The organism is Bradyrhizobium sp. CCBAU 11361 (assembly GCF_028128935.1).
Lineage (GTDB): Bacteria > Pseudomonadota > Alphaproteobacteria > Rhizobiales > Xanthobacteraceae > Bradyrhizobium > Bradyrhizobium niftali.
On sequence record NZ_LBJZ01000200.1, the window covers coordinates 294,665 to 315,660 of the forward strand.

The following is a 20,996-nucleotide window of genomic DNA, read 5'->3' on the forward strand; positions in this document are numbered from 1 at the left end:
GCTCGGTTGCGGCGCTACGGGGAGCCAAGTCTATGCGGAACGTCATCGCCATCAACGCCCAGGCCAGCCAGAGCATCATCGCCGCTCAGGCGACTTCGGACGATATGCTTCTGGAGAGCATTGCCGACGGCAACCGGACGTCGATGCACATCCTCTATTGCCGGCACAATGTGCGGGTTTACCGTTTCATCCTGCGTATCGTGCGCGATGCCACCACGGCGGAAGATCTGGTCAGCCAGGTGTTTCTGGACGTGTGGCGGACCGCCGGCCAGTTCCAGGGCCGCTCGCAGGTCTCGACCTGGCTGCTGTCGATCGCCCGCTTCAAGGCGCTGACCGCGATGCGCCAGCGCCGCTTCGAGGACATCGACCAGGAAGACGTGCGCCAGATTCCCGACGATTGCGAGACGCCGGAGACCTCGCTCGACCGCAGCGACACCAGCGCCATCCTGCGCGCCTGCGTGCAGAAACTGTCGCCCGCGCATCGCGAGATCATCACTCTCGTCTACTACCATGAGAAGTCGGTGGAGGAGGTCGGTCAGATCATCGGCATCCCCCAGAGCACGGTGAAGACGCGGATGTTCTATGCCCGCAAGCAGCTGGCCGATTTGCTTAAGGGTTGCGGCGTCGACCGCTTCGCTGCCTGAAAGCTCATGATTTCAAAGGGATAGGACCTGTTTATCGGCCCTATCCCCGGACACGGAAGTGTTACCGCGGACGAAACAATTGAAACAAAGCACAACATCAGGCGGAAAAACTTCCCTCCTATAAAGCTCTCATACGATTTTGCTTAAACCTCCCAAGACCTCTAACGACCCGGACGGGATGCCCCCCTCCGGGTCGTTTTGTGTTTGGGGCATGACGACCTGCGCAAATCCTCCGTCACGAAGGCGTGACGCCATGTAACGAGGGACGCATCCATCCCGAACTGCTCTCGTGACCGCCTTCACGAGTGCCCCATGTTCGACCTGATCTTCGCCGTCCTTGCCGGCATCCTCACCATCGCCACGCCGTGCACGCTGCCGATGCTGCCGATCCTGCTCGGCGCCTCGATCGGGCGCGCGGGACATTTGCGCCCTGCGATGATCGCGCTCGGCTTCGTCATGTCGTTCTCCGCAACCGCGCTGCTGCTCGGCGCGATCACGCGGCTGTTCGATTTCGATCCGAACGTGCTGCGCGAGGCCGCATCGATCCTGCTGCTCGGCTTCGGCCTCCTGATGCTGTGGCCGGCGCCGTTCGAATGGCTGTCGATCCGGCTCAATGGCTGGCTCGATCTCGGGGCTTCCAGCGCCGTGCAACGCGAGGGCGCGCTTGGCGGGCTCATTCTCGGCACCACGCTCGGCCTGGTCTGGACGCCCTGCGCAGGGCCCGTGCTCGGCTCGATCCTGACGCTGGTGGCGACGTCGAAGAATCTTGCCTGGGCCAGCACGCTGCTGATCGCCTACGCCATCGGCGCGGCGATCCCGATGCTCGCGATCGCCTATGGCGGACAGGCCGCGACGACGCGCGTGCGCAGCCTCGCGCGCATCTCGCCGCGGCTGCAGCGGGGTTTTGGCGTCGTCGTGATCGGCTTCGCCCTCGCCGCCTATTTCCAATACGACACGCTGATCGTGGCGTGGCTCACCGGATTCTATCCCACCGGCCAGATCGGCCTGTGATCGCTTCGCATTGCAACGGAGGACGCTTCCATGACCTTGAAACTGCTCGCCGTATCCGCCGCCCTGATCGGCATGGCCGTGTCAGGCGCCGTCATCCCCGGCATCTGCGACGAGGCCGCGCGCGCCACGCCTGTCGTCACCGTCGCCGCAAGCCAGCAGACCGCGCCCGACTTCACCGGGATCAGCACCTGGTTCAACTCGAAACCGCTCAGCATCGCCGATCTCCGCGGCAAGGTCGTGCTGGTCGACTTCTGGACCTATGGCTGCGTCAACTGCGTCAACACGCTGCCGCACGTCACCGACCTCTACGCAAAATACAAGGACAAGGGCCTGGTCGTGGTCGGCGTGCACACGCCGGAATTCCCGTTCGAGCGCTCGGCCTCCAATGTGCAGGCCGCCCTGAAGCGTCACGGCATCACCTATCCGGTGGCGCAGGACAACGATTCGAAGACCTGGAACGCCTACAGCAACCAGTATTGGCCGGCGCAATACATCATCGACCAGACCGGCAAGATCGTGTTCCAGCACGCAGGCGAAGGCCGCTACGACGAGATCGACCGCACCGTCGGCCGATTGCTCAACGCCAGCAGCTGATGCGGCACGGACATCGCGCGGCTGGTTTCGCCTGACGGCCTTGTTGCTTGACTCCACGGACCCGTCCGTGGAGGTTCGCAACCGACGCAATCAGCCGCCCGCAATGGACGACGCGACCACCAGCAACGACATCCGCCTTCGTGAAGGCTCCTCGGTCGCGCAGCGGCTGGTCGTGGCCGGCTCTGCGGCGGCCGTTGCGCTCTGCTTCACGCCCGGCCTGTTCACGCACGACACCCTGGAAGTGATCATCTCCGTGATCGCACTGCTGCTGGGAGCGGCGTTCATCGGCGGCGTCATGCTGGCGCCGGCGGTGGTGTGGATCATCACACCCGACGAGATCCTGATCGGGCAACAGCGCCCCTTCGGTAAACTCCGCACGCGGATCGTCGCGAAAGACGACATCACGGGATTGCAGGTTCTGGGCAACAAGGCCGCCAAAGCCCGCTTCCAGCTCGCGTTCGCGCTGGCCTCGGGGGAACGCCTGACGTCCCCACCGATCTCCGATGTCACGCATGTTCGCGACACCGTGGCTAGGATCGCCGCGCAATTCGACGTTCCCGACGTCGAGGCGCCAAGCAATCCGCTCGATGCCAGCAATCCCGAGATGCGTCTCGGCGAGCCCCTCGAGCCGTTTGCCGCACGGGACATCCGGATCGTTGCCCTGATCGCCGTTGCACTGTCTGCCGTTCCCTACGCCTACAAGCTCTGGCGCGGGCTGTCGCCCAGCCACGTCGATATCCTGCTGCTGCCGATCGGCGCGCTCGCCGCGTTCGCCGTCTACCGATACGCCAACCTCGTGACCGGTGCCTTCTGGGTCGTCCGGCAAGCGGATATCCGCGTCGAGCGCCTGTGGGGCGACGGCAGCTTGCGCGCCGACCATATCGAGGGGCGTGACGTGAAGGCGATCACCGTCGAGCGCCGCGGCCGGTCCGAGGACGAGCATTGCATCGTGGTGATCCGGTTGCGCTCCGGACGGAGGTTTCGCAGCCCCCGCATCGGCTCGCGGCTCGAGGCCCGCGCCGTGGCAGCCGAGATCGTGCGGCGGCTCGGGATCGCCGCGGAGAGCAACAAGATCTGACATCGGTGTGGAAGATTGGGGCATTGAAGCTTCCGCAACGTCATGGCCGGGCATAGCCGTCCGAAGGACGGCGTCGCTTCCGCTCGCCTATGTCCCGGCCATCCACGCCTCACCCGCTGCACGAAGAACGTGGATGCCCGGGACAAGCCCGGGCATGACGACCATTTGTGAATACTTGGATTCGACAGACCCACCACCCGGCAAGGGATGCCACTGCCACTGCTTTTCGCGCCATCCCCTGTTTGTGGCGTTGCCGTGGGCCCGTCAAAAAAGCAAAGCATTCTCGTGACATACCAGCCGGGCGCGCCATCAACTTGCCATGAACATGCCCCTGAGATTTGATGGCTTTGAATGATTTGCGCTGTGGCAGCGGGGAGAGCTTGAAATGACGGATTTTCGTCGCCTGACCGGGATATTTGCGGCTGCGATCGGCCTCGCCCTGTCGATGCCCCAGGCCTTCGCCCAGCAGCCCGACCGCGGCGACGAGCCGGGCCTGATCGCCGACGACGGCTACCAGCTCGATCCGGAATGGCAGAAGCAGGTGGTCTATTTCCGCACCACCGAATCGCCGGGCACCATCATCATCTCGACCGCCGAGCGTCACCTTTACCTGGTGCAGCCGGGCGGGCGCGCGATCCGCTACGGCATCGGCGTCGGCCGCGACGGCTTCCAGTGGCAGGGGCTGGTGAACATCACCAACAAGAAGGAGTGGCCGGACTGGACGCCGCCGCCGGAGATGATCCAGCGCCAGCCCTATCTGCCGCGCTTCATGGCCGGCGGCCCCGGCAATCCGCTCGGGGCCCGCGCCATGTATCTCGGCACCACCGTCTACCGCATCCATGGCACCAACCGTCCTGACACGATCGGCACCAAGGTGTCCTCGGGCTGCTTCCGTCTCGTCAACAATGACGTCGCCGATCTCTACGATCGCGTCCCTGTCGGCACCAAGGTGGTCATCCGGCAGAAGCCAGAACTCTAAGCTTATCGTTTGGGCATGATCTTTCCGGAAAACCGCTTCGCACTTTTCCGGATCATGCCTCCCGCCTACGCAACACTTCCATTTCTTCCCGATTATTTCGAGAGAGAGACATCATGCGCACATTTCGAGGCGGCCTGCTGATCGGGCTCGCGGTCGCCGTGCTGGTCGGCGTGCTCGCCGTCATCTACGAGTTCTACGACACCCGCACCCTGAAGCGCACGGTTCGCCGCGGCGAAGTGCTGTGCGGCGTCAACAAGGGCCTGCCGGGCTTCTCGATCCCCGACGACAAGGGCAACTGGACCGGCTTCGACGTGGATTTCTGCCGCGCGGTGGCGGCGGCGATCTTCAACGATCCGGCCAAGGCCAAGTTCGTCGCGCTCGACGCCAGCGAGCGCTTCAAGGAATTGCAGAGCCGGAAGGTCGACATCCTCTCGCGCAACTCGACCTGGAGCATGGCGCGTGAGCTCGACTACGACCTCTATTTCCCCGCCGTCGCCTATTACGACGGCGCGGGCTTCATGCTGCCGCGTTCGCGCAACAAGGAAACGTCGCTGGACCTGACCGGCAGCAAGGTCTGCGTGCAGACCGGGACCACGACGGCGCTCAACGTCTCCGACTACTTCCGTGCCAACAACATGAAGTACGAAGAGGTGAAGTTCGACAAGCTGGACGACGTGGTGAAGGCCTACGACACCGGCAAGTGCGACACGCTCTCCGCCGACGTCTCCCAGCTCTATGCGCTCAGGCTGAACCTCGGCAAGCCCGGCGACCACATGATCCTGCCGGACATGATCTCCAAGGAGCCGCTCGCGCCCGTCGTGCGCCAGCGCGACGACGACTGGATGATGATCGTGAAGTGGACGCTCTACGCGATGATCAACGCCGAAGAGCTCGGCGTCTCCTCGGAGAACATCGACGAGGCCCTGAAGTCGAAGAAGCCGGAAGTGATGCGGCTGGTCGGCACCGAAGGCAATTACGGCGAGCAGCTCGGCCTCACCAAGGACTGGGTCGTCCGCATCATCCGCAACGTCGGCAATTACGGCGAGATGTACGAGCGCAACATCGGCGAGAAGTCGAAGCTGAAGATCCCGCGCGGCATGAACCAGCTGTGGAACGCGGGTGGCGTGCAGTACGCGCCGCCGATGCGGTAACGGCGGGTTCTCCGCCGTCGTTGCGAGTCTGGGTCGGGGGCGATCCAGTCACTCACTGTCATCGCCCGCGAAGGCGGGCGATCCAGTACTCCGAGACGGTTGTGATCGACCGCGAGGCCGCGGCGTACTGGGTCGCCCGGTCAAGCCGGGCGACGACACCGAGGATGAGGCGCGACCACATCTCACTTCAGGACCGTAGCCCGGATGGAGCGTAGCGCAATCCGGGATGGCCTTACCGCGCGGACAGAATCCCGGATGTCGCTTCGCTCATCCGGGCTACGCGCTGGATTGCTTCGTCGCAAGCGCTCCTCGCAATGACGAGATTGGGGCAGGCGCTCTCAACAATCTCAACTGTCATCGCCCGCGAAAGCGGGCGATCCAGTATTCCAGAGACGGTTGTGATCGGCCGCGAGGCCGCGGCGTACTGGGTCGCCCGGTCAAGCCGGGCGACGACACCGTCTTTGTTGCTAACAAACCGCCCTCTCCCCTCATCCTGAGGAGCGCGCCCTGCGCGCGTCTCGATGGATGAAAGGCCGAGATGCAGCAGCGGGGGCCTTCATGGTTCGAGACGCCGCGCAAGCGCGCGGCTCCTCACCATGAGGGGTTAGAGCTCAATACCCCCGCGCCCGCGCCAGCTGCTCGGTGTGGTAGTTCGCATCCCCGAACAATTCCTCGCACACCCGCGCGCGCTTCATGAAGAAGCCGATGTCGAACTGGTCGGTCATGCCCATGCCGCCATGCATCTGCACGCCCTCCTGCACCGCGCGCGTGGCGGTGGTGCCGGCGCGGGCCTTGGCCACGGCGACGCTTGATGCGGCCTTGGCAACGTCCGCATCCAGCGCCTGGAGCGCCTTCATCACAGCGGCGCGGGTGATCTCGATGTCGACATAGAGCTCGGCGGCGCGGTGCTGGAGCGCCTGGAATTCGCCGATCAGCTTGCCGAACTGCTTGCGGCTCTTCAGATACTCGACGGTGCGGCCGAACACCTCGTCGCTCAGGCCCACCATCTCGGAGGCGACCGCGCCGCGGCCGATGTCGAGCACGCCGTCGAGCAGGCCGGCGGCCTGATCGACCTCGCCGAGCACGCTGTCGGCATTGACCTCGACATTGGCGAGCTCGATCCGCGCCGCGTTGTGCGCATCGACCATGATGGTGCGCTCGATCGCGACGCCCTTGGCTTTGGGGTTCACCAGGAACAGCGTCAAGCCGTCACGCTCGCCGGCGGAGCCCGCGGTGCGCGCGGCGACGATCAGGAGATCGGCGACGTGGCCGTCGACGACCAGGGCCTTGGCGCCGGAGAGCTTGAAGCCGTTGCCGGCGCGCACGGCCTGGAGGCTGGTTTGAAGCGGACGATGCTTGGCGCCCTCGTCGATCGCGAGCGTCGCCAGCAGCGAGCCGTTCGAAATCTTCGGCAGGAACTCCGACTTCTGCGCGGCATTGCCGCCGCGGTTCAGCGCCGAGGCCGCGACCACGCTGGTGGCGAGGAAGGGCGAGGGCATCAAGGTGCGGCCGATCTCCTCCATCACGATCCCGGCCTCGACGAAGCCGAGACCGGAGCCGCCGAACTCTTCCGGCACCAGCAGGCCGGCAAAGCCCATCTCGGCGAAGGAATGCCAGAACTCCTTGGAGAAGCCGGTGGGATCCTTGCTATCGCGCAAGTGGCGCAGGTGCGACACCGGCGCCTTGTCGCTGATCAGCCCGCGCGCAGAGTCGCGGAGCATCGATTGTTCTTCGGTGAGGACGAGGGGCATGGTGGTGTTTCCGATTCGAAATCTATTCTTCGTTCGTCATTCCGGGATGGCCCGAAGGGCCAGGCCCGGAATCCATAACCACGATCGGGAGTATGGATTCCGGGCTCGCGACTTCGTCGCGCCCCGGAATGACGGGTGGTGAGGGACGCCTCACGCCCCCGGCAGATCGAGGATGCGCTTGGCGACGATGCCGAGCATCACCTCCGTCGTGCCGCCTTCGATCGAGTTGGCCTTGGTGCGCAACCAGGCGCGCGGACGGGCGCCCTGCTTCGAGCGCTCGCTCTCCCATTCCAGGGCATCGACGCCGCCGGCCGACATCAGGATCTCGTAGCGGCGCTTGTTGAGCTCGGTGCCGTAATATTTCATCGCGGAGGAGAACGCCGGATGCGCCTGCCCCGCCTTGGCGAGATCGACCGCGCGCTCGGCGCAGGCGGCGAGCGCGGCCTCATCGACATCGAAGCTCGCGATCTTCCCGCGCAGCATGGAGTCATCGAGCTTGCCTTGCGCATCGGTACCGACGGAATCGGCTGCGATCTGGCCGAGCGGACGGCCGACGCCGCGCTCGCCCATGCCCGAGATCATCGCGCGCTCGTGCTGGAGCAGATATTTCGCGACGTCCCAGCCGCGGTTGACGGTACCGACCACATGCGATTTCGGCACGCGGACGCCGTCGAAGAAGGTCTCGCAGAACGGCGAATAGCCGGAAATCAAAAGGATCGGCTTGGTCGTCACGCCCTTCGAGGTCATGTCGAACAGGATGAAACTGATGCCGTCGTGCTTCTTCGCCGCGGGATCGGTGCGGACGAGGCAGAAGATCCAGTCGGCATAGTTGGCGTAGGACGTCCAGATCTTCGAGCCGGTGATGACGAAATCATCGCCGTCGCTCTCCGCGCGGGTCTGCAGCGAAGCGAGGTCCGAGCCGGCGTTCGGCTCGGAATAGCCCTGGCACCAGCGGATCAGGCCAGCTGCGATATTCGGCAGATGCTCCTTCTTCTGCGCCTCGTTGCCGTATTTCAGCAGCGCCGGGCCGAGCATCCAGATGCCGAAGCTCGACAGCGGCGGCCGCGCGCCGATTCTTCCCATCTCCGCGCGCAGCACCTTGTGCTCGGCCGCGCTCAATCCGCCGCCGCCATATTCCTTCGGCCAATCCGGCACGGTCCAGCCCTTGTCGCGCATGCGCTCGAACCAGATGCGTTGCGGCTCGGACGAGAATTTTGCGTTGCGCCCGCCCCAGAACACGTCGGCGTCCGAGGTTGCGGGCTTGCGCATCTCCGGCGGACAATTGGCTTCCAGCCAGGCGCGCGTCTCAGCGCGGAAGGTTTCGAGATCGGCGGTTTCAGTGTCGCTCATGGGTCGTTTCCATCAATCAAAATCGACTTGTTGTCACGGACTCTGGGCCATCGCCTCGTGGAATTCAACCACTTCCGCAGGCGCATTCGGCTATAGTCGCCGCCACGGCGGTGCTTGAAAACAAAGAGGAAAAGAGAATGCGCCTGACACTTCTTTCGCCTGGCGAAATGAACGAGAGCCAGCGGCAGACCTATGACGAGTCGATCGCCGGCAAGCGTGGCAAGCCGCCGGCGCCGATGATGGCCTGGCTCAACAGCCCCGACATGGCCCGTCACGCCACGCGGCTCGGCGAGGTCCTGCGCTACGACACGATATTCCCCGCCAAGCTTTCGGAGATCGCGATCCTGGTGACGGCGCGGCACTGGACCGCGCATTACGAATGGTACGCGCATAAGCGCCTGGCGCTCCAGGGCGGCATGAAGCCGGAGATCATCGACGCGATCCGCGACCGCCGCACGCCTGAGTTCGACGATCCCAAAGGAAAGATAATCTATGACGTCGCGAAGTCGCTGCATGAAGGCCACGGCGTCGAGAAGGGCCTCTATGATCAGGCGGTGGAGCTGCTCGGCGAGCGCGGCGTCGTCGAGGTGATCGGGCTGTGCGGCTACTACACGCTGGTATCGATGACGCTGAACACGTTCGAGTTCGGGCTGCCCGAGGGCGAGGTGTCGGAGCTGGCTTAGTTTCCTATTCGGAAACGATGGGTTTCGGGATAGGCCCGTAGCACTGTCCCGGGGCTCGACCTATCTGGGGTTGATCAACGGAGCATTGCCATGTCGCAGAACCCAGCCGTCCATGCCGGCACCCGAATCGGCCACGTCCATCTCAAGGTCGCCGACCTCGATCGCGCGCTCGGCTTCTATTGCGGCGTGCTCGGCTTCGAGCTGATGCAGCGCATGGGCTCGGGCGCGGCCTTCATCTCGGCCGGCGGCTATCATCACCACATCGGGCTCAACACCTGGGAGAGCAAGGGCGGCTCGCCGCCGCCGCCGGGCACGACCGGGCTCTTCCACACCGCGATCCTCTATCCGACGCGGCCGGCGCTGGCGGATGCGCTGCACCGGGTGCTCTCCGCCGGCATCGCGCTGGACGGCGCCAGCGACCACGGCGTCAGCGAGGCGCTGTACCTGCGCGATCCCGATCAGAATGGCGTCGAGCTGTACTGGGACCGACCCAAGGAGCAATGGCCGTTCGGGCCGGACGGCAAGCTGGCGATGATTACGAAGCGGCTCGATGTCGAGGCGTTGCTGAGGCAGCGGGAAGCGTGAACTCCGCACTCTCCCCACGTCATTGCGAGCGCAGCGAAGCAATCCAGACTGGTGCCGCAGAGACAGTCTGGATTGCTTCGTCGCAAGAACTCCTCGCAATGACGGAGTGTGTTGAGGCGTCGCCGCGTCTCTACGCAGTCTTCGTGTGGCTAGTCCCCCGCACCATGATCAGCGCGGCAGCCACCACCTCCAGCGCGATGCAGAGATAGAACGGCATCGCGTACCCGCCGGAGAAATCGCGCAGGAAGCCGACGACGCCGGGGCCGAACGCGTAGGTCACCTGGTTGATCGCGGTGTTGAGGCTGATCAGCACGCCGAACGAGGCGGAATCGAACTCCTGCTGCACGATCAGCGACGGCAGCGTGATGAGGTTGCCGACCGAGAAGCCGAACACCGCGCAGGCCGCGATCAGCACATAGTCGTTGTGCAGGTTGATCACGACGCACAACGCCGCCGCCTGGCTGAGGAACGACAGCGCCGAGGCGAGACGCTGGTTGAGGCGGTCGATCACCATCGAGAACAGCACGCGGCCGACCACCGCCATTGCCGTCAGCACCGCAACCGCCACGGCGGCGCGCTCGCGGCCGATCACGGGATCGAGGAACGAGATCAGGTGGACGATGAAGCCGACCTGCGCGAACAGCACCAGCGCGAAGGCGATCGTCACCGTGAGGAAGCCGACGTCGCGCAGCGCATGCGCGCGGATCTGCGCCGACGATTGCGGCTTTGCCTTTACCGCCGCATGCCAGCCATGGAGGTCGGGCGGGCGGCCGACGGCGAGCAGGATCACGGGCACGAGCAGCACCAGCATGGCGCCTGATGTGGCGTACATCGCGGTCGCGAATCCGGCATGGCTGATCATGGTCACCAGCAGCGGCACGCCGACGATGCCGCCGAAGCTGGCACCGTTCAGCGCGAGGCTGATCGCCATGCCGCGCCTGTGGTCGAACCACAGGCTGATCGTGTTGGTGATCATGGCGAGACTGGTGCCGGCCCAGCCGAAGGCGAGCACGGCGTTGGCGAGATAAAGCTGCCAGGGCTCACGCACCGCGCCGATCGCGACCGCCGCGGCGGCCATCGCCAGCGTGCCCGCGATCAGGCAGAGGCGCGGGCCGTATTTTCTAACGGCCTCGCCGACGAAGACGACGAGCAGTGCGCCGAACAGATAGAAGAACGTCGTGCCCGAAGAAATCAGCGAGGCCGGCCAGCCCCGCGCACGCTGGAGCTCGGCGACATAGACGCTCTGGCCGTAGAAGCCCAACCCCCAACCGAAGGTCGCGAGCAGAAAGCACACCGCGACGATGCGCCAGCCTTCGTAGCGGAGCGAGGATTCGTCGATCGGAGCTGCGTGGCGGGGATTGTCGAGCATTTCTTCGCTCCTTGCCGTCATTCCGGGGCGATGCGAAGCATCGAACCCGGAATCTCGAGAGTTCACCCTTCGGGTGCCCAGGAATGACGGCAGCAATTGAAGGACGTGGATGGCCGGGACAAGCACGGCCATGACGACATCTAAATAGCCCTCACCCAAAAATCACTTCGATGGTGATCGAACTATCGAGACTGCTGACAGCCTCCCGCCATCAGACCGCATCCGGGAACTCGCCCATGGCCGCTTCCAGCTGCGCCTTGCGGCGGCGCGCCCAGGAGACCAGCGAGAGCACGGCAAGCCCCAGCACGACCGGCGGGAACACCACCATGTTCACCGCGGACCAGCCGTAATTGGCGAGCAATTGCCCTGACGAGAACGAGCCGATCGCCATCATGCCGAACACCAGGAAGTCGTTGAAGGCCTGCACCTTGTTGCGCTCCTGCGGCCGGTGCGTCTCCAGCACCAGAGCGGACGCGCCGATGAAGGAGAAATTCCAGCCGACACCGAGCACGATCAGCGTGGCCCAGAAGTGCATGGCGGTGATGCCGGAGAGACCGATGGTGGCCGCGCCGGCTTCGAGCAGCAGGCCGGCGGCGACGATCTTCGGCGCGCCGAAGCGCGCGATCAGCGCGCCCGTGAAGAAGCTTGGGCCGTACATGGCGACGATGTGCCATTGAATGCCGAAATTGGAATCGCTGACGCTGAGGCCGCAGAGCTTCATGGCGAGCGGCGCAGAGGTCATCACCAGATTCATCATGGGATAGGAGATGACGCCGCACAGCGCCGCCGCGATGAAGCGCGGCTGGGTCACGATCGTCATCAGCGGCCGGCCGCCATGCAGATCGGCCGGCGCCGGCTTCGGCATGTCGACGCCGGCGACGATGCCCATCGCGATCAGCGCCACCGCAGCCTGCACCAGGAAGCTGAAGGCGAACAGATAAGGCTGCCAGACATCCATGGTCCATTGTACGAGCTGCGGACCGAGCACGCCGGCGAACACGCCGCCGGCCATCACCCAGGACACCGCTTTCGGCCGGTAGGCCGCGCTGGCGCCATCGGCGGCGGCGAAGCGATAGGACTGCGCCACCGCGCCGTAAAGGCCGCCGAGGAAGGTCGCAGCACAAAACAGCGCGAACGAGCCGTGCAGGATGGCGAACGAGCCGAGCAGGCCGGTGAGTGTGCCCAACCCGGTGCCGATGACGAAGGCGGCGCGGCGGCCGAAGCGGCGCGAGATCGCGCCGGTCGGCAGCGTGCCGGCGGCAAGGCCCACCACATACATCGAGATCGGCACGGTCGCGAACGACATGTCGGGCGCGAGCGTGGCGCCGACGATCGCACCGGTGGCGAAGATGACCGCCGAGTTGGCGCCGGTCAGCGCCTGCGCGGCTGCAAGGCGCACCACATTGGCACGCACGCGGGCGTCGGCGGCGATCTCATTGGCTGAAGTCACGTCTAGCATCGGCATTTCCGCCCCAAGGGGCTTTCGAGGAGCCTTGTTGATTCCCGGCACTGTGGAGGGGCGCGGGAGGGCGGGCAACCGGCGCAAACGGGCGCAGGCCATGCCTCTGACGCAATCGGGCAGATGATAGCGGGCTGCGCTCTTGACGGCTTGCGCTCGATCAAATCCTATCCGCCGCGATTTTTGGGAGTTTCGTTCATGACGGTCGACGACAGGCCCACGCCCAGCGCTCCCGACGACGATCCCTGGCTGTGGCTGGAGGAGATCGAAGGCAAGCAGGCGCTCGATTTCGTGGAGCGGCAGAACAGCCTGACGCTCGCTGCGTTCGGCGGAGCGGCCTTCGCGCGCGATCGCGATATCCTCGCTGCGATCTACGACCGGAAGGACAACATCCCCTATGTCAGCCGGCGCGGCGACGACCTGCACAATCTCTGGAAGGACGCCACCAACCCGCGCGGCCTGTGGCGGCGAACCACGCTGGCGGAGTTTCGAAAGGCGAGCCCGGCATGGGAGACCATGCTTGACATCGACCAGCTCGCGGCGAAGGAGGGCGAAGACTGGCTGCTGAGCTCGATCGTCACGATGCCGGGAAGCTCGCGGGCGATTCTGAGCCTGTCGCGCGGCGGCAGCGACGCCGTCACCTTGCGGGAATTCGACCTCGTTACGAAGAGCTTCGTGGCGGACGGCTTTACGCTGCCGGAAGCCAAGGGCGGCGTTGACTGGCTCGATCAGGACACGCTGCTGCTGTCGAGCGCCCATGGCGAGGGCATGGCCACGAGCTCCGGATATGCGCGGACAGTGCGGCTGTGGCGTCGCGGCCAATCGGTTGAACAAGCGGCGGTGCTCTTCGAGACCTCGGCGATCGATATGGCGGTGTACTGCCATGTCGACCACATGACGGCAAACCCAAGAAGAATATGGTTCGGTCGTCTGCTGGATTTCTTCAACATCAGCGTCTCGATCGGAGACCGGACCGGCCCCGTCTCGAAGATAGAACTTCCCACCAACATAGAGCTGCAGGCGCATGGCGACTGGCTCGCGATCAAGCCACGCGAGGATTGGTCCGTGGCCGGACAGATGCACAAGGCGGACACCGTGCTCGGCATCTCGCTCTCGGACTTTCTGGCGGGCCGCCGCCAATTCACGGTGCTGTTCGAGCCGGCGCCTCGCCGGGCCGTGCAGGGCTTCTTCTGGGCCGCGGGCCGGCTGGTGCTGTCGATCCTCGACGAGCTCAAGCCGCAATTCGAGATCTGCACGCCGTCCGCCGCGGGCTGGAGCTCCGCCACACTCGGCGGCCTTCCGCAGATCGGCGTCGTCGACATCTGGCCGCTCGACCGTCATCCCTCGGAGAGCAATGGCGACCTGCTCGCCAACGTGCAGGATCCGCTCACCCCGCCCTCGCTGCTGCTCATCGAACGCGGCGTCGCAAGCCCGACCGTGCTGAAGCAGGCGCCGAAGACGTTCACCGCCGACGGCCTCGTGGTCACCCAGCACGAGGCGATCTCGATCGACGGCGAGCGCATTCCCTATGTGCAGACCGGTCCGGCCAAAGAGACCGGCGATGCGCCGGTCTATATGAGCGCCTATGGCGGCTTTGCCGTCGCGGTGAAGCCGTATTACAACGCCTCGCTCGGCAAGCTGTGGCTGGAGTGCGGCGGCACAACGGTGCAGGCGAATTTGCGCGGCGGCGGCGAATTCGGCACGCGCTGGCACGATGCCGGCCGGCTCGCCGGCAAGAAGCTGTCGCATGACGATTTTGCCGCCGTTGCCGCCGATCTCGTCCGCCGCGGCGTGACACGCGCGAAGCGCATCGCGGCGCAAGGCGGCTCGAACGGCGGCATCCTCATCACCAACATGCTGGTGCGCTACCCCGAGCGCTTCGGCGCGCTGTTCTGCACCATCCCGCTGATCGACATGCGCCGCTACACCAAGCTGCTCGCAGGCGCGAGCTGGGTCGCGGAATATGGCGACCCCGACAAGCCCGACGAGTGGGAGTGGCTGAAGACCTACTCCGCCTATCACACCGCAAAGCCCGGCCAGCCCTATCCGCCGATCCTGGTCGCCACCACGCGGCGCGACGACCGCGTCCATCCCGGCCACGCCCGCAAGATGGCGGCAAAACTCCAGGCGATGGGCTACGAGGCCTGGTTCTACGAGCCGGCAGCGGGTGGCCACGGCTACGGCAAGGACAACAAGGAGCGCGCCGGCTTCGAGGTGCTGGGCTTCCGGTTCTTGCAGGAGAAGATCGGGTGGCGGGACGGCGAGGCGTGATTGCGCTGCCTCTTCGAACTCTCACCATCACCACGTGAGGCGGGCACCGCTCTCTCATTCCCTCCCCCCTTGCGGGGGAGGGGCAGGGAGAGGGGTTTCCCACGGACTCTCTCGATTTGCGCGCAGTACAGTTGCTGAAGGATAAACCGCTTCCTGGGCTACCCCTCTCCCCCGCCCTCCCCCGCAAGGGGGAGGGAGCGTACCATTTTCCTGGCTATGGTCCGGATCTCATCGCGCTCAACTCAGCGCGAAAACACCAGCGTCAGATTGTTCGCAGGCATCTCGATCGTATCGATCAGGCTAAGGCCCGCGCCTCGCGCCAGCGTCTCGACATCGCCGATGTCGCGCACGCCCCAGTCGGGATTGCCTTCGCGCAAGGAGGTGTCGAACACGGCGTTGCTGAGCGCGGTGTGCTTGCCGTCGCGCTTGAACGGGCCGTAGAGGAACAGCTTGCCGTCGGCGCGCAGATAGCGGCCGGCGCCGGCGAACAGGCCCTCGGCCACGGTCCATGGCGCGATATGGATGACGTTGGCGCAGAACACGGCGGCAAGGTTGGTCGGCCCCAGCCCGCTTCGCATCTCCGGACACCAACCGGGATCGGAGAGATCGATCCGCAACGGCGAGCGGATGTTTGGCAGGCCCGAATGGACGCGCCAGGCCTCGATGCTCTTCACGTGCCGCTGGTTGAGGTCGCTCGGCCACCAGACGAGATCGGGCGTATGGCGGGCGAAATGGACCACGTGCTGGCCGGTTCCGCTGCCGACCTCGACCACGTTTCCGGAACACCCGGCAAGATGCTTTTCCAGGGCCGCCCAGAGCGGCTCGTGATTGCGATGGAATGCCGGCGCATCGAGCCGCCCATCGGACTCAACCCGTCCGCCGTCCTTGCCAAATTCGACGACATATTCAGCCAAATGAGGTCCCCTTGAAAAAACGAGAACACGATAAAAACGGGATGAGCGCCCAAACGCCCTCGAAACAGCCGGCCCGCACCCGCGAGCCAATCGGCCGAACAAATAATCTCTTTAGTTGCAATGCGGAAGATATTAACTCCATTTTGCCGCGTGCATAGTCTTGATTGTCAGGCGATGCCCTTTGTGCTTTGGAACGCTGCTATTTCCGCGATCGAGACCATCGCCATAACGCCTCGGAATGACGCCTTGACCGCCTTTTCCCGGACGCCTGCCCTGCTCTTCCTGCTGGCCTTCGCCGCCGGCCTCGCCAGCCCGGCGCAGGCGCAATCCGCCGTGGCCGAGGGCCGGAAGCTCACCTTCGACCGCGGCAAGGGCAATTGCCTGACCTGCCACGTCATAAAGGGCGGCGACCTGCCGGGAACGATCGGCCCGGAGCTGAAGGACCTCAAGGCAAAATACCCTGATCGCAACGAGCTGGTCGCGATCATCTTCGACGAGACCAAGCGCAATCCGCAGACCATGATGCCGCCGTTCGGCCGGAACCGGATTTTGACCGACCAGGAGATCAGCGCGATCGTTGATTTCCTGCAAACCCTGTGACTTCCGGCACGCCAGGAGAGTTCAGATGACCACGACCACCGGCCCTCATCCGACGCGGCGCCTGATCCTTCAGGGCGCGGCCGGCGTCGCGCTGCTCGGCCTCGGCAATCTGCCGTTCGGCGCGGCTCCCGCGCGCGCCGCGGCCAACGACAAATATCCGGAAGAGGCCTTCAAGCAGAAGAGCGAGGCGGACGCCATCAAGGCGCTCTACGGCAAGACCGCCGAGCCGTCCGACAAGGTCAAGCTGGATGCGCCCGAGATCGCGGAGAATGGCGGCGTGGTGCCGATCTCGGTGACGACGACGCTGGACAAGGTCACCTCGATCTCGTTCTTCGTGGCCGAGAACCCGAACGCGCTCGCGGCCTCCTACAAGATTCCGGACGGCACGACCCCGAGCGTTGCCAACCGGCTGAAGATGGCGAAGACCACCAATGTGACCGCGATCGTGGAAGCCGACGGCAAGCTCTACAGCGCGACCAAAGAGGTCAAGGTCACCGTCGGCGGCTGCGGCGGCTAGGGAGATCAACATGGCATCCAGCATTCGCGTACGTGCCACCGCCAACGGCGATATCACCGAGGTGCAGGCGTTGATCCAGCACCCCATGGATTCCGGCTTCGTCAAGGACTCCAAGGGCGAGCTGATTCCCGCGCACTTCATCCAGGAACTGAAGTTCGAATGTAACGGCAAGGACGTCTTCGTCGCCAATTGGGGCGCCGCGGTCTCCAAGGACCCCTACGTCAAGTTCAGCTTCAAGGGCGCCAAGAAGGGCGACGACCTCAAGATCTCCTGGACCGACAACAAGGGCGGGTCGGACACGACGACCGCGAAGATCTCGTGATGAAGGCCCGGTCTGCCCTCCTGCTTGGCGCGTTGAGCGCCGCGCTTGTCGCGTTCGCCCTCACCTCTCCACGTGTGATCGCGGCCGACAAGGTCGATCCCGTTGCCGACGCAAAGGCGTTCCAGAATTTCTACTTCCAGAAATTTCCCGATGTGAAGCACGAGGATTTCGTCAACGGTCCTTATTCCATGAACGAGGACATGAAGCGGCAATGGCAGGAGAAGGAAGAATTCCCGCCTTACGAGTTCGCGCTCGACGCCGGCAAGGAAATGTTCGCCACCCCGTTCAAGAACGGCAAGACCTATGCCGACTGCTTTCCGAATGGCGGCATCGGCATCCGCCAGAACTATCCTTACTTCGACACGAAGGAAGGCAAGGTCGTCACGCTGGAGCTCGCGCTCAACCGCTGCCGCGAGGCCAATGGCGAAGCGCCGTATTCCTACGTCAAGGACGAGATGGCCTCGCTGACCGCCTATATGGCCTTCACCTCGCGCGGCAAGCCGATGGACATCAAGATCCCCGACGATCCCCGCGCGCTCGCCGCGTTCGAGAACGGCAAGCGCTATTTCTACACAAGGCGCGGCCAGATGAATTTCTCCTGCGCGAGCTGCCATGTGCAGAGCCCGGGGGAGCGCATCCGCGCCGAGATCCTGGCGCCGGCGCTCGGCATTTTGAACGCGATGCCGATCTACCGCTCCGAATGGAGCGGCATGGGCACGACCAGCCGCCGCTTCGTCACCTGCAACAGCCAGACTCGGGCGGTTCCGCTGGAGCCGCAGGCGGATGAATATCGCGACGTCGAATATTTCCTCTCCTACGTCGCCAATGGCCTGCCGATATCAGGGCCGGGAGCGAGGCCATGAAGCGGTCACTTCCTCTCGCCATCCTGCTCGCCTTGGGCCTCGCGCCGGCGGCGCGCGCGGCAAACGAGGCGGATTACAAGGCGGCCTATGCCGCCGCCGAAGCCGCCTCCAAGGAGGCAGCCGGCATGCGCAATCAGTGGACCGTGACCGTCTCGACGCTGGCGGCGGCGAAGAAGGCGGCCGACGGCGGCGATTTCGACCGTGCCGTGGCCGCCGCCCAGGAGGCCGAGGCGCTGGCGAAGGCGTCGATCTTCCAGGCCACGTCCGAAAAAGACGCCTGGAAGGCGATGGAAATCCGCTAGACTGGACCTCAACTGAACTGCCGATGAGGCGCGGAGGATTCTGGATGGCGATCCGCCGCCGTGATTTCCTGAAGAGTGCAGGCGTTGCCGCAGCATCGCTCAGCCTGCCGCGGCTCGCGCGCGGCACTGAAGCGGCGAGCATCTACGACATCGAGCGTTTCGGCCGTGCGCGGATCCTGCACATCACCGATACGCATGCGCAGCTCAATCCGGTGTATTTCCGCGAGCCCAGCGTCAATATCGGCATCGGCGAGATGGCGGGGCGGCCGCCGCATCTGGTCGGGCGGGCCTTCCTGGAGCGCTTCAACATCCGGCCCGACAGCGCCGATGCCTATGCCTTCACCTGCTTCGAGTTCGAGAAATCCGCGGGCCGCTTCGGCAAGCTCGGCGGCTTTGCCCATCTGAAGACGCTGATCGACCGCTTGCGCGGCGACGTCGGCGAAAACCACTCGCTGCTCGTCGATGGCGGCGACCTCTGGCAGGGCACGGGACTCGCCAACGTCATGCAGGGCCGCGACATGGTCGAGGTCGCCAATCTGCTCGGCATCGAGGCGATGACCGGGCATTGGGAATTCACCTATGGCGAGCAGGCGCTACGCGACAATCTCGAGCGCTTCAAGGGTGAGTTTCTGGCGCAGAACGTATTCCTGACCGAGGAAGCCGCGTTCAACGACGCCTCCGCCTTCGACAAGGCCAAAGGGCGCGTCTTCAAGCCCTCCGTCATCAAGGAGCTCGGCGGTCACCGCGTCGCGATCGTCGGCCAGGCCTTCCCTTACGTGCCGATCGCGCATCCAAAACGGTTCACGCCGGACTGGACCTTTGGCATCCGCGAGGAAGAGCTTCAGAAGCATGTCGATGCCTTGCGCAACGCCGAGAAGGTCGATGCCGTCATCCTGCTTTCGCACAACGGCATGGACGTCGACCTCAAGCTCGCAAGCCGCGTCACCGGCATCGACGTCATCCTCGGCGGCCACACCCATGACGCCGTGCCGCAGCCGATTCCCGTGAAGAACGCCAGCGGCACGACGCTCGTCACCAATGCCGGCTCCAACGGGAAATTCCTGGGCGTGCTCGATCTCGCGCTCGACAAGGGCAAGGTCAGCGACGTCAAATATCATCTGCTGCCGGTCTATTCCGAGTTGCTGAAGCCTGATCCTGCGATGGCCGAGCTGATCGGCCGGGTTCGTGCGCCGCACGTGGCCGACTGGTCGGAGAAGATCGCAACGCCCGACCGGCTGCTCTATCGCCGCGGCAATTTCACCGGACCGGTCGACGAGCTGATCTGCTCGGCGCTGCGCACCGAGCTCGATGCCGAGATCGCATTGTCGCCGGGCTTCCGCTGGGGCGTCACCGCGCTGTCCGGCCAGGCGCTGACCATGGAGGATGTGCTCGCGGAAACCGCGATCAGTTATCCCGAGACCTATGTGCAGGAGATGACCGGCGCGCAGATCAAGGACGTGCTCGAAGACATCTGCGACAATCTCTTCAACGCCGACCCCTACTACCAGCAGGGCGGCGACATGGTGCGCGCCGGCGGCCTCAGCTACACCTGCACGCCGGCGGGCGCGATCGGCGGCCGCATCTCGGAGCTGAAGCTCAACAACGGCAAGGCGATCAGCGCCAACCACCGCTACAAGGTCGCGGGCTGGGCCTCGGTCAACGGCCAGCAGGGCGCGCCGGTGTGGGACGTGGTGGCCAGATATCTGCGCTCGGGCCGGATGCTTCAGGAACGGCTCGGCTCCGGCGTCACGCTGAGGGGCGTCGAGGACAATCCCGGGATTGCAGGACAGGGATGACGCGCTTGCAAATGTTTCGCGCGCTGATGCTGGCGCTGCTCGCCTTAGCCGCGACGCCGCCGGCTCTGGCGCAGCAGGTGCCGCTTCAGGACAAGCCGTTCGCCGAGCACAGGATCGTGCTCCAGCTCTCCGACGGCGATGCCCGGAAGCAGGCGCTGGTGCTCAGCGTCGCCAACAATCTGCTGAAGGCCTACGACCCCGACAAGGTCGCGATCGAGGTGGTGGCGTTCGGCCCCGGCATCGACCTGCTGCTGCCGGGCAGCGAGCGCCGCAAGCAGGTCGAGAGCCTGATCGCGCAAGGCGTGCGCTTCGACATCTGCCTCAACACGGTCGACACGATCGAGCGGGAGACGGGCAAGCGGCCCGAGTTCATCCCCTCCGCCACCCCGGTGCAGGTCGGGGTCGGGCAGATCCTGTTCCTGGCAGAGAATGGGTACACGGTGGTGCGGCCGTAGGGCGCTCGCAACACCCTCCCCGTCGTCCCGGCGCAGGCCGGGACCCATACCGCGCGATCTATCGATGGGGGCGATAGGCGTACCGAACGGCTGATCTTCGCCAAACTCCTCCCTGGGGTTATGGGTCCCGGCCTGCGCCGGGACGACGCCGAGCTTGTGGCACCTGCTCCGCATCGCCCCGGAATGACCGCCAAGGGCCCACTACCCCGCAATAGGAATCTTCTAAATTTTCTCATACTCACAGTGGATTACTTCTCTTTTTGACCCGAACCGTAGTAGAATTTGCAATCAGCTCCACGCCG

At 64.8% G+C, this 20,996-nt stretch carries 21 protein-coding genes; 16 read left to right on the forward strand and 5 right to left on the reverse strand.

Features of this window, described 5'->3' with window-relative positions; all coding sequences use genetic code 11:
* Window positions 1-32: 32 nt before the first annotated feature.
* The 6 genes from XI08_RS44945 (at window position 33) to XI08_RS44970 (ending at window position 5,457) form a co-directional block, all read left to right on the forward strand.
* The gene (locus XI08_RS44945; protein WP_271579344.1) at window positions 33-644 is read left to right on the forward strand and encodes a sigma-70 family RNA polymerase sigma factor; all 612 of its coding nucleotides are present in this window, start codon (window positions 33-35) and stop codon (window positions 642-644) included.
* 312 nt (window positions 645-956) lie between these two features.
* A complete protein-coding gene (locus tag XI08_RS44950; RefSeq protein WP_271579345.1) occupies window positions 957-1,655 on the forward strand; it encodes a cytochrome c biogenesis CcdA family protein in 699 nt (232 codons plus the stop codon).
* A gap of 30 nt (window positions 1,656-1,685) precedes the next feature.
* Complete coding sequence (locus XI08_RS44955) at window positions 1,686-2,249, forward strand: thioredoxin family protein (RefSeq protein WP_271579346.1); 564 nt, start codon at window positions 1,686-1,688, stop codon at window positions 2,247-2,249.
* A gap of 103 nt (window positions 2,250-2,352) precedes the next feature.
* Window positions 2,353-3,327, forward strand: coding sequence for a hypothetical protein (locus XI08_RS44960; protein WP_271579347.1), 975 nt, complete (start codon window positions 2,353-2,355; stop codon window positions 3,325-3,327).
* Between the two features lie 385 nt (window positions 3,328-3,712).
* A complete protein-coding gene (locus tag XI08_RS44965) occupies window positions 3,713-4,306 on the forward strand; it encodes a L,D-transpeptidase (RefSeq protein WP_092186300.1) in 594 nt (197 codons plus the stop codon).
* A gap of 113 nt (window positions 4,307-4,419) precedes the next feature.
* The gene (locus XI08_RS44970) at window positions 4,420-5,457 is read left to right on the forward strand and encodes an amino acid ABC transporter substrate-binding protein (RefSeq protein WP_271579348.1); all 1,038 of its coding nucleotides are present in this window, start codon (window positions 4,420-4,422) and stop codon (window positions 5,455-5,457) included.
* 611 nt (window positions 5,458-6,068) lie between these two features.
* Here the strand turns inward: XI08_RS44970 and XI08_RS44975 are convergent.
* Entirely contained in the window at window positions 6,069-7,208 is a 1,140-nt protein-coding gene (locus XI08_RS44975) for an acyl-CoA dehydrogenase family protein (RefSeq protein WP_092186297.1), read from the reverse strand.
* Window positions 7,209-7,358: 150 nt separating this feature from the next.
* Window positions 7,359-8,558 carry an acyl-CoA dehydrogenase family protein gene (locus XI08_RS44980; protein WP_271579349.1) on the reverse strand — a complete coding sequence of 400 codons (1,200 nt, stop codon included), beginning with the start codon at window positions 8,556-8,558 and terminating at the stop codon, window positions 7,359-7,361.
* Window positions 8,559-8,695: 137 nt separating this feature from the next.
* Between XI08_RS44980 and XI08_RS44985 the strand changes: the two genes are divergently transcribed.
* Together XI08_RS44985 and XI08_RS44990 are read left to right on the forward strand one after the other, a co-directional pair.
* Entirely contained in the window at window positions 8,696-9,241 is a 546-nt protein-coding gene (locus tag XI08_RS44985) for a carboxymuconolactone decarboxylase family protein (protein ID WP_271579350.1), read from the forward strand.
* Window positions 9,242-9,331: 90 nt separating this feature from the next.
* Complete coding sequence (locus XI08_RS44990) at window positions 9,332-9,826, forward strand: VOC family protein (protein ID WP_271579351.1); 495 nt, start codon at window positions 9,332-9,334, stop codon at window positions 9,824-9,826.
* Window positions 9,827-9,956: 130 nt separating this feature from the next.
* On the opposite strand, the gene XI08_RS44995 is transcribed toward XI08_RS44990, so the two are convergent.
* On the reverse strand, window positions 9,957-11,195 hold the full coding sequence (locus XI08_RS44995; protein ID WP_271579352.1) for an MFS transporter: 1,239 nt from the start codon (window positions 11,193-11,195) through the stop codon (window positions 9,957-9,959).
* Between the two features lie 211 nt (window positions 11,196-11,406).
* Entirely contained in the window at window positions 11,407-12,654 is a 1,248-nt protein-coding gene (locus tag XI08_RS45000; RefSeq protein WP_271579353.1) for an MFS transporter, read from the reverse strand.
* Window positions 12,655-12,852: 198 nt separating this feature from the next.
* On the opposite strand from XI08_RS45000, the gene XI08_RS45005 reads away from it, so the two are divergent.
* On the forward strand, window positions 12,853-14,925 hold the full coding sequence (locus XI08_RS45005; RefSeq protein ID WP_271579354.1) for a prolyl oligopeptidase family serine peptidase: 2,073 nt from the start codon (window positions 12,853-12,855) through the stop codon (window positions 14,923-14,925).
* 242 nt (window positions 14,926-15,167) lie between these two features.
* Here XI08_RS45005 and XI08_RS45010 read toward each other — a convergent pair whose 3' ends face one another.
* Window positions 15,168-15,839: a DUF938 domain-containing protein gene (locus tag XI08_RS45010; RefSeq protein WP_271579355.1), complete on the reverse strand. Its 672-nt coding sequence runs from the start codon at window positions 15,837-15,839 to the stop codon at window positions 15,168-15,170.
* Window positions 15,840-16,085: 246 nt separating this feature from the next.
* Here XI08_RS45010 and soxX point away from each other — a divergent pair, with 246 nt between their 5' ends.
* Genes soxX through XI08_RS45045 form a run of 7 tightly spaced genes read left to right on the forward strand, consistent with a single transcriptional unit; the run spans window position 16,086 to window position 20,694 of the window.
* Window positions 16,086-16,439 (forward strand): sulfur oxidation c-type cytochrome SoxX, encoded by a 354-nt coding sequence (gene soxX / locus XI08_RS45015; RefSeq protein WP_271579356.1) that lies wholly within the window; start codon window positions 16,086-16,088, stop codon window positions 16,437-16,439.
* Window positions 16,440-16,464: 25 nt separating this feature from the next.
* The gene (soxY, locus tag XI08_RS45020; RefSeq protein WP_271579357.1) at window positions 16,465-16,956 is read left to right on the forward strand and encodes a thiosulfate oxidation carrier protein SoxY; all 492 of its coding nucleotides are present in this window, start codon (window positions 16,465-16,467) and stop codon (window positions 16,954-16,956) included.
* A gap of 10 nt (window positions 16,957-16,966) precedes the next feature.
* Entirely contained in the window at window positions 16,967-17,278 is a 312-nt protein-coding gene (gene soxZ, locus XI08_RS45025; protein WP_271579358.1) for a thiosulfate oxidation carrier complex protein SoxZ, read from the forward strand.
* Complete coding sequence (gene soxA / locus XI08_RS45030) at window positions 17,278-18,141, forward strand: sulfur oxidation c-type cytochrome SoxA (RefSeq protein WP_271579359.1); 864 nt, start codon at window positions 17,278-17,280, stop codon at window positions 18,139-18,141. Before soxZ ends, soxA begins: the two co-directional genes overlap by 1 nt.
* The gene (locus XI08_RS45035; protein WP_271579360.1) at window positions 18,138-18,443 is read left to right on the forward strand and encodes a hypothetical protein; all 306 of its coding nucleotides are present in this window, start codon (window positions 18,138-18,140) and stop codon (window positions 18,441-18,443) included. Before soxA ends, XI08_RS45035 begins: the two co-directional genes overlap by 4 nt.
* 44 nt (window positions 18,444-18,487) lie before the next feature.
* A complete protein-coding gene (gene soxB / locus XI08_RS45040; RefSeq protein WP_271579361.1) occupies window positions 18,488-20,239 on the forward strand; it encodes a thiosulfohydrolase SoxB in 1,752 nt (583 codons plus the stop codon).
* Window positions 20,236-20,694, forward strand: coding sequence for a DsrE family protein (locus XI08_RS45045; protein WP_271579362.1), 459 nt, complete (start codon window positions 20,236-20,238; stop codon window positions 20,692-20,694). Before soxB ends, XI08_RS45045 begins: the two co-directional genes overlap by 4 nt.
* The last annotated feature ends 302 nt before the right edge of the window (window positions 20,695-20,996 follow it).

Excerpts from the sequence above, each read along its gene's own strand:
- XI08_RS45035 (WP_271579360.1), top strand. The coding sequence starts at position 18,138 with ATGAAGCGGTCACTTCCTCTCGCCATCCTGCTCGCCTTGGGCCTCGCG.
- XI08_RS44965 (WP_092186300.1), top strand. The coding sequence starts at position 3,713 with ATGACGGATTTTCGTCGCCTGACCGGGATATTTGCGGCTGCGATCGGC.
- XI08_RS44985 (WP_271579350.1), top strand. The coding sequence starts at position 8,696 with ATGCGCCTGACACTTCTTTCGCCTGGCGAAATGAACGAGAGCCAGCGG.
- XI08_RS45045 (WP_271579362.1), top strand. The coding sequence starts at position 20,236 with ATGACGCGCTTGCAAATGTTTCGCGCGCTGATGCTGGCGCTGCTCGCC.
- XI08_RS44975 (WP_092186297.1), bottom strand. The coding sequence starts at position 7,208 with ATGCCCCTCGTCCTCACCGAAGAACAATCGATGCTCCGCGACTCTGCG.
- soxZ (WP_271579358.1), top strand. The coding sequence starts at position 16,967 with ATGGCATCCAGCATTCGCGTACGTGCCACCGCCAACGGCGATATCACC.
- XI08_RS44945 (WP_271579344.1), top strand. The coding sequence starts at position 33 with ATGCGGAACGTCATCGCCATCAACGCCCAGGCCAGCCAGAGCATCATC.
- XI08_RS44995 (WP_271579352.1), bottom strand. The coding sequence starts at position 11,195 with ATGCTCGACAATCCCCGCCACGCAGCTCCGATCGACGAATCCTCGCTC.
- XI08_RS44990 (WP_271579351.1), top strand. The coding sequence starts at position 9,332 with ATGTCGCAGAACCCAGCCGTCCATGCCGGCACCCGAATCGGCCACGTC.
- XI08_RS44960 (WP_271579347.1), top strand. The coding sequence starts at position 2,353 with ATGGACGACGCGACCACCAGCAACGACATCCGCCTTCGTGAAGGCTCC.
- soxB (WP_271579361.1), top strand. The coding sequence starts at position 18,488 with ATGGCGATCCGCCGCCGTGATTTCCTGAAGAGTGCAGGCGTTGCCGCA.
- soxA (WP_271579359.1), top strand. The coding sequence starts at position 17,278 with ATGAAGGCCCGGTCTGCCCTCCTGCTTGGCGCGTTGAGCGCCGCGCTT.
- XI08_RS44950 (WP_271579345.1), top strand. The coding sequence starts at position 957 with ATGTTCGACCTGATCTTCGCCGTCCTTGCCGGCATCCTCACCATCGCC.
- XI08_RS45000 (WP_271579353.1), bottom strand. The coding sequence starts at position 12,654 with ATGCTAGACGTGACTTCAGCCAATGAGATCGCCGCCGACGCCCGCGTG.
- XI08_RS44955 (WP_271579346.1), top strand. The coding sequence starts at position 1,686 with ATGACCTTGAAACTGCTCGCCGTATCCGCCGCCCTGATCGGCATGGCC.
- soxY (WP_271579357.1), top strand. The coding sequence starts at position 16,465 with ATGACCACGACCACCGGCCCTCATCCGACGCGGCGCCTGATCCTTCAG.
- XI08_RS44980 (WP_271579349.1), bottom strand. The coding sequence starts at position 8,558 with ATGAGCGACACTGAAACCGCCGATCTCGAAACCTTCCGCGCTGAGACG.
- XI08_RS44970 (WP_271579348.1), top strand. The coding sequence starts at position 4,420 with ATGCGCACATTTCGAGGCGGCCTGCTGATCGGGCTCGCGGTCGCCGTG.
- XI08_RS45005 (WP_271579354.1), top strand. The coding sequence starts at position 12,853 with ATGACGGTCGACGACAGGCCCACGCCCAGCGCTCCCGACGACGATCCC.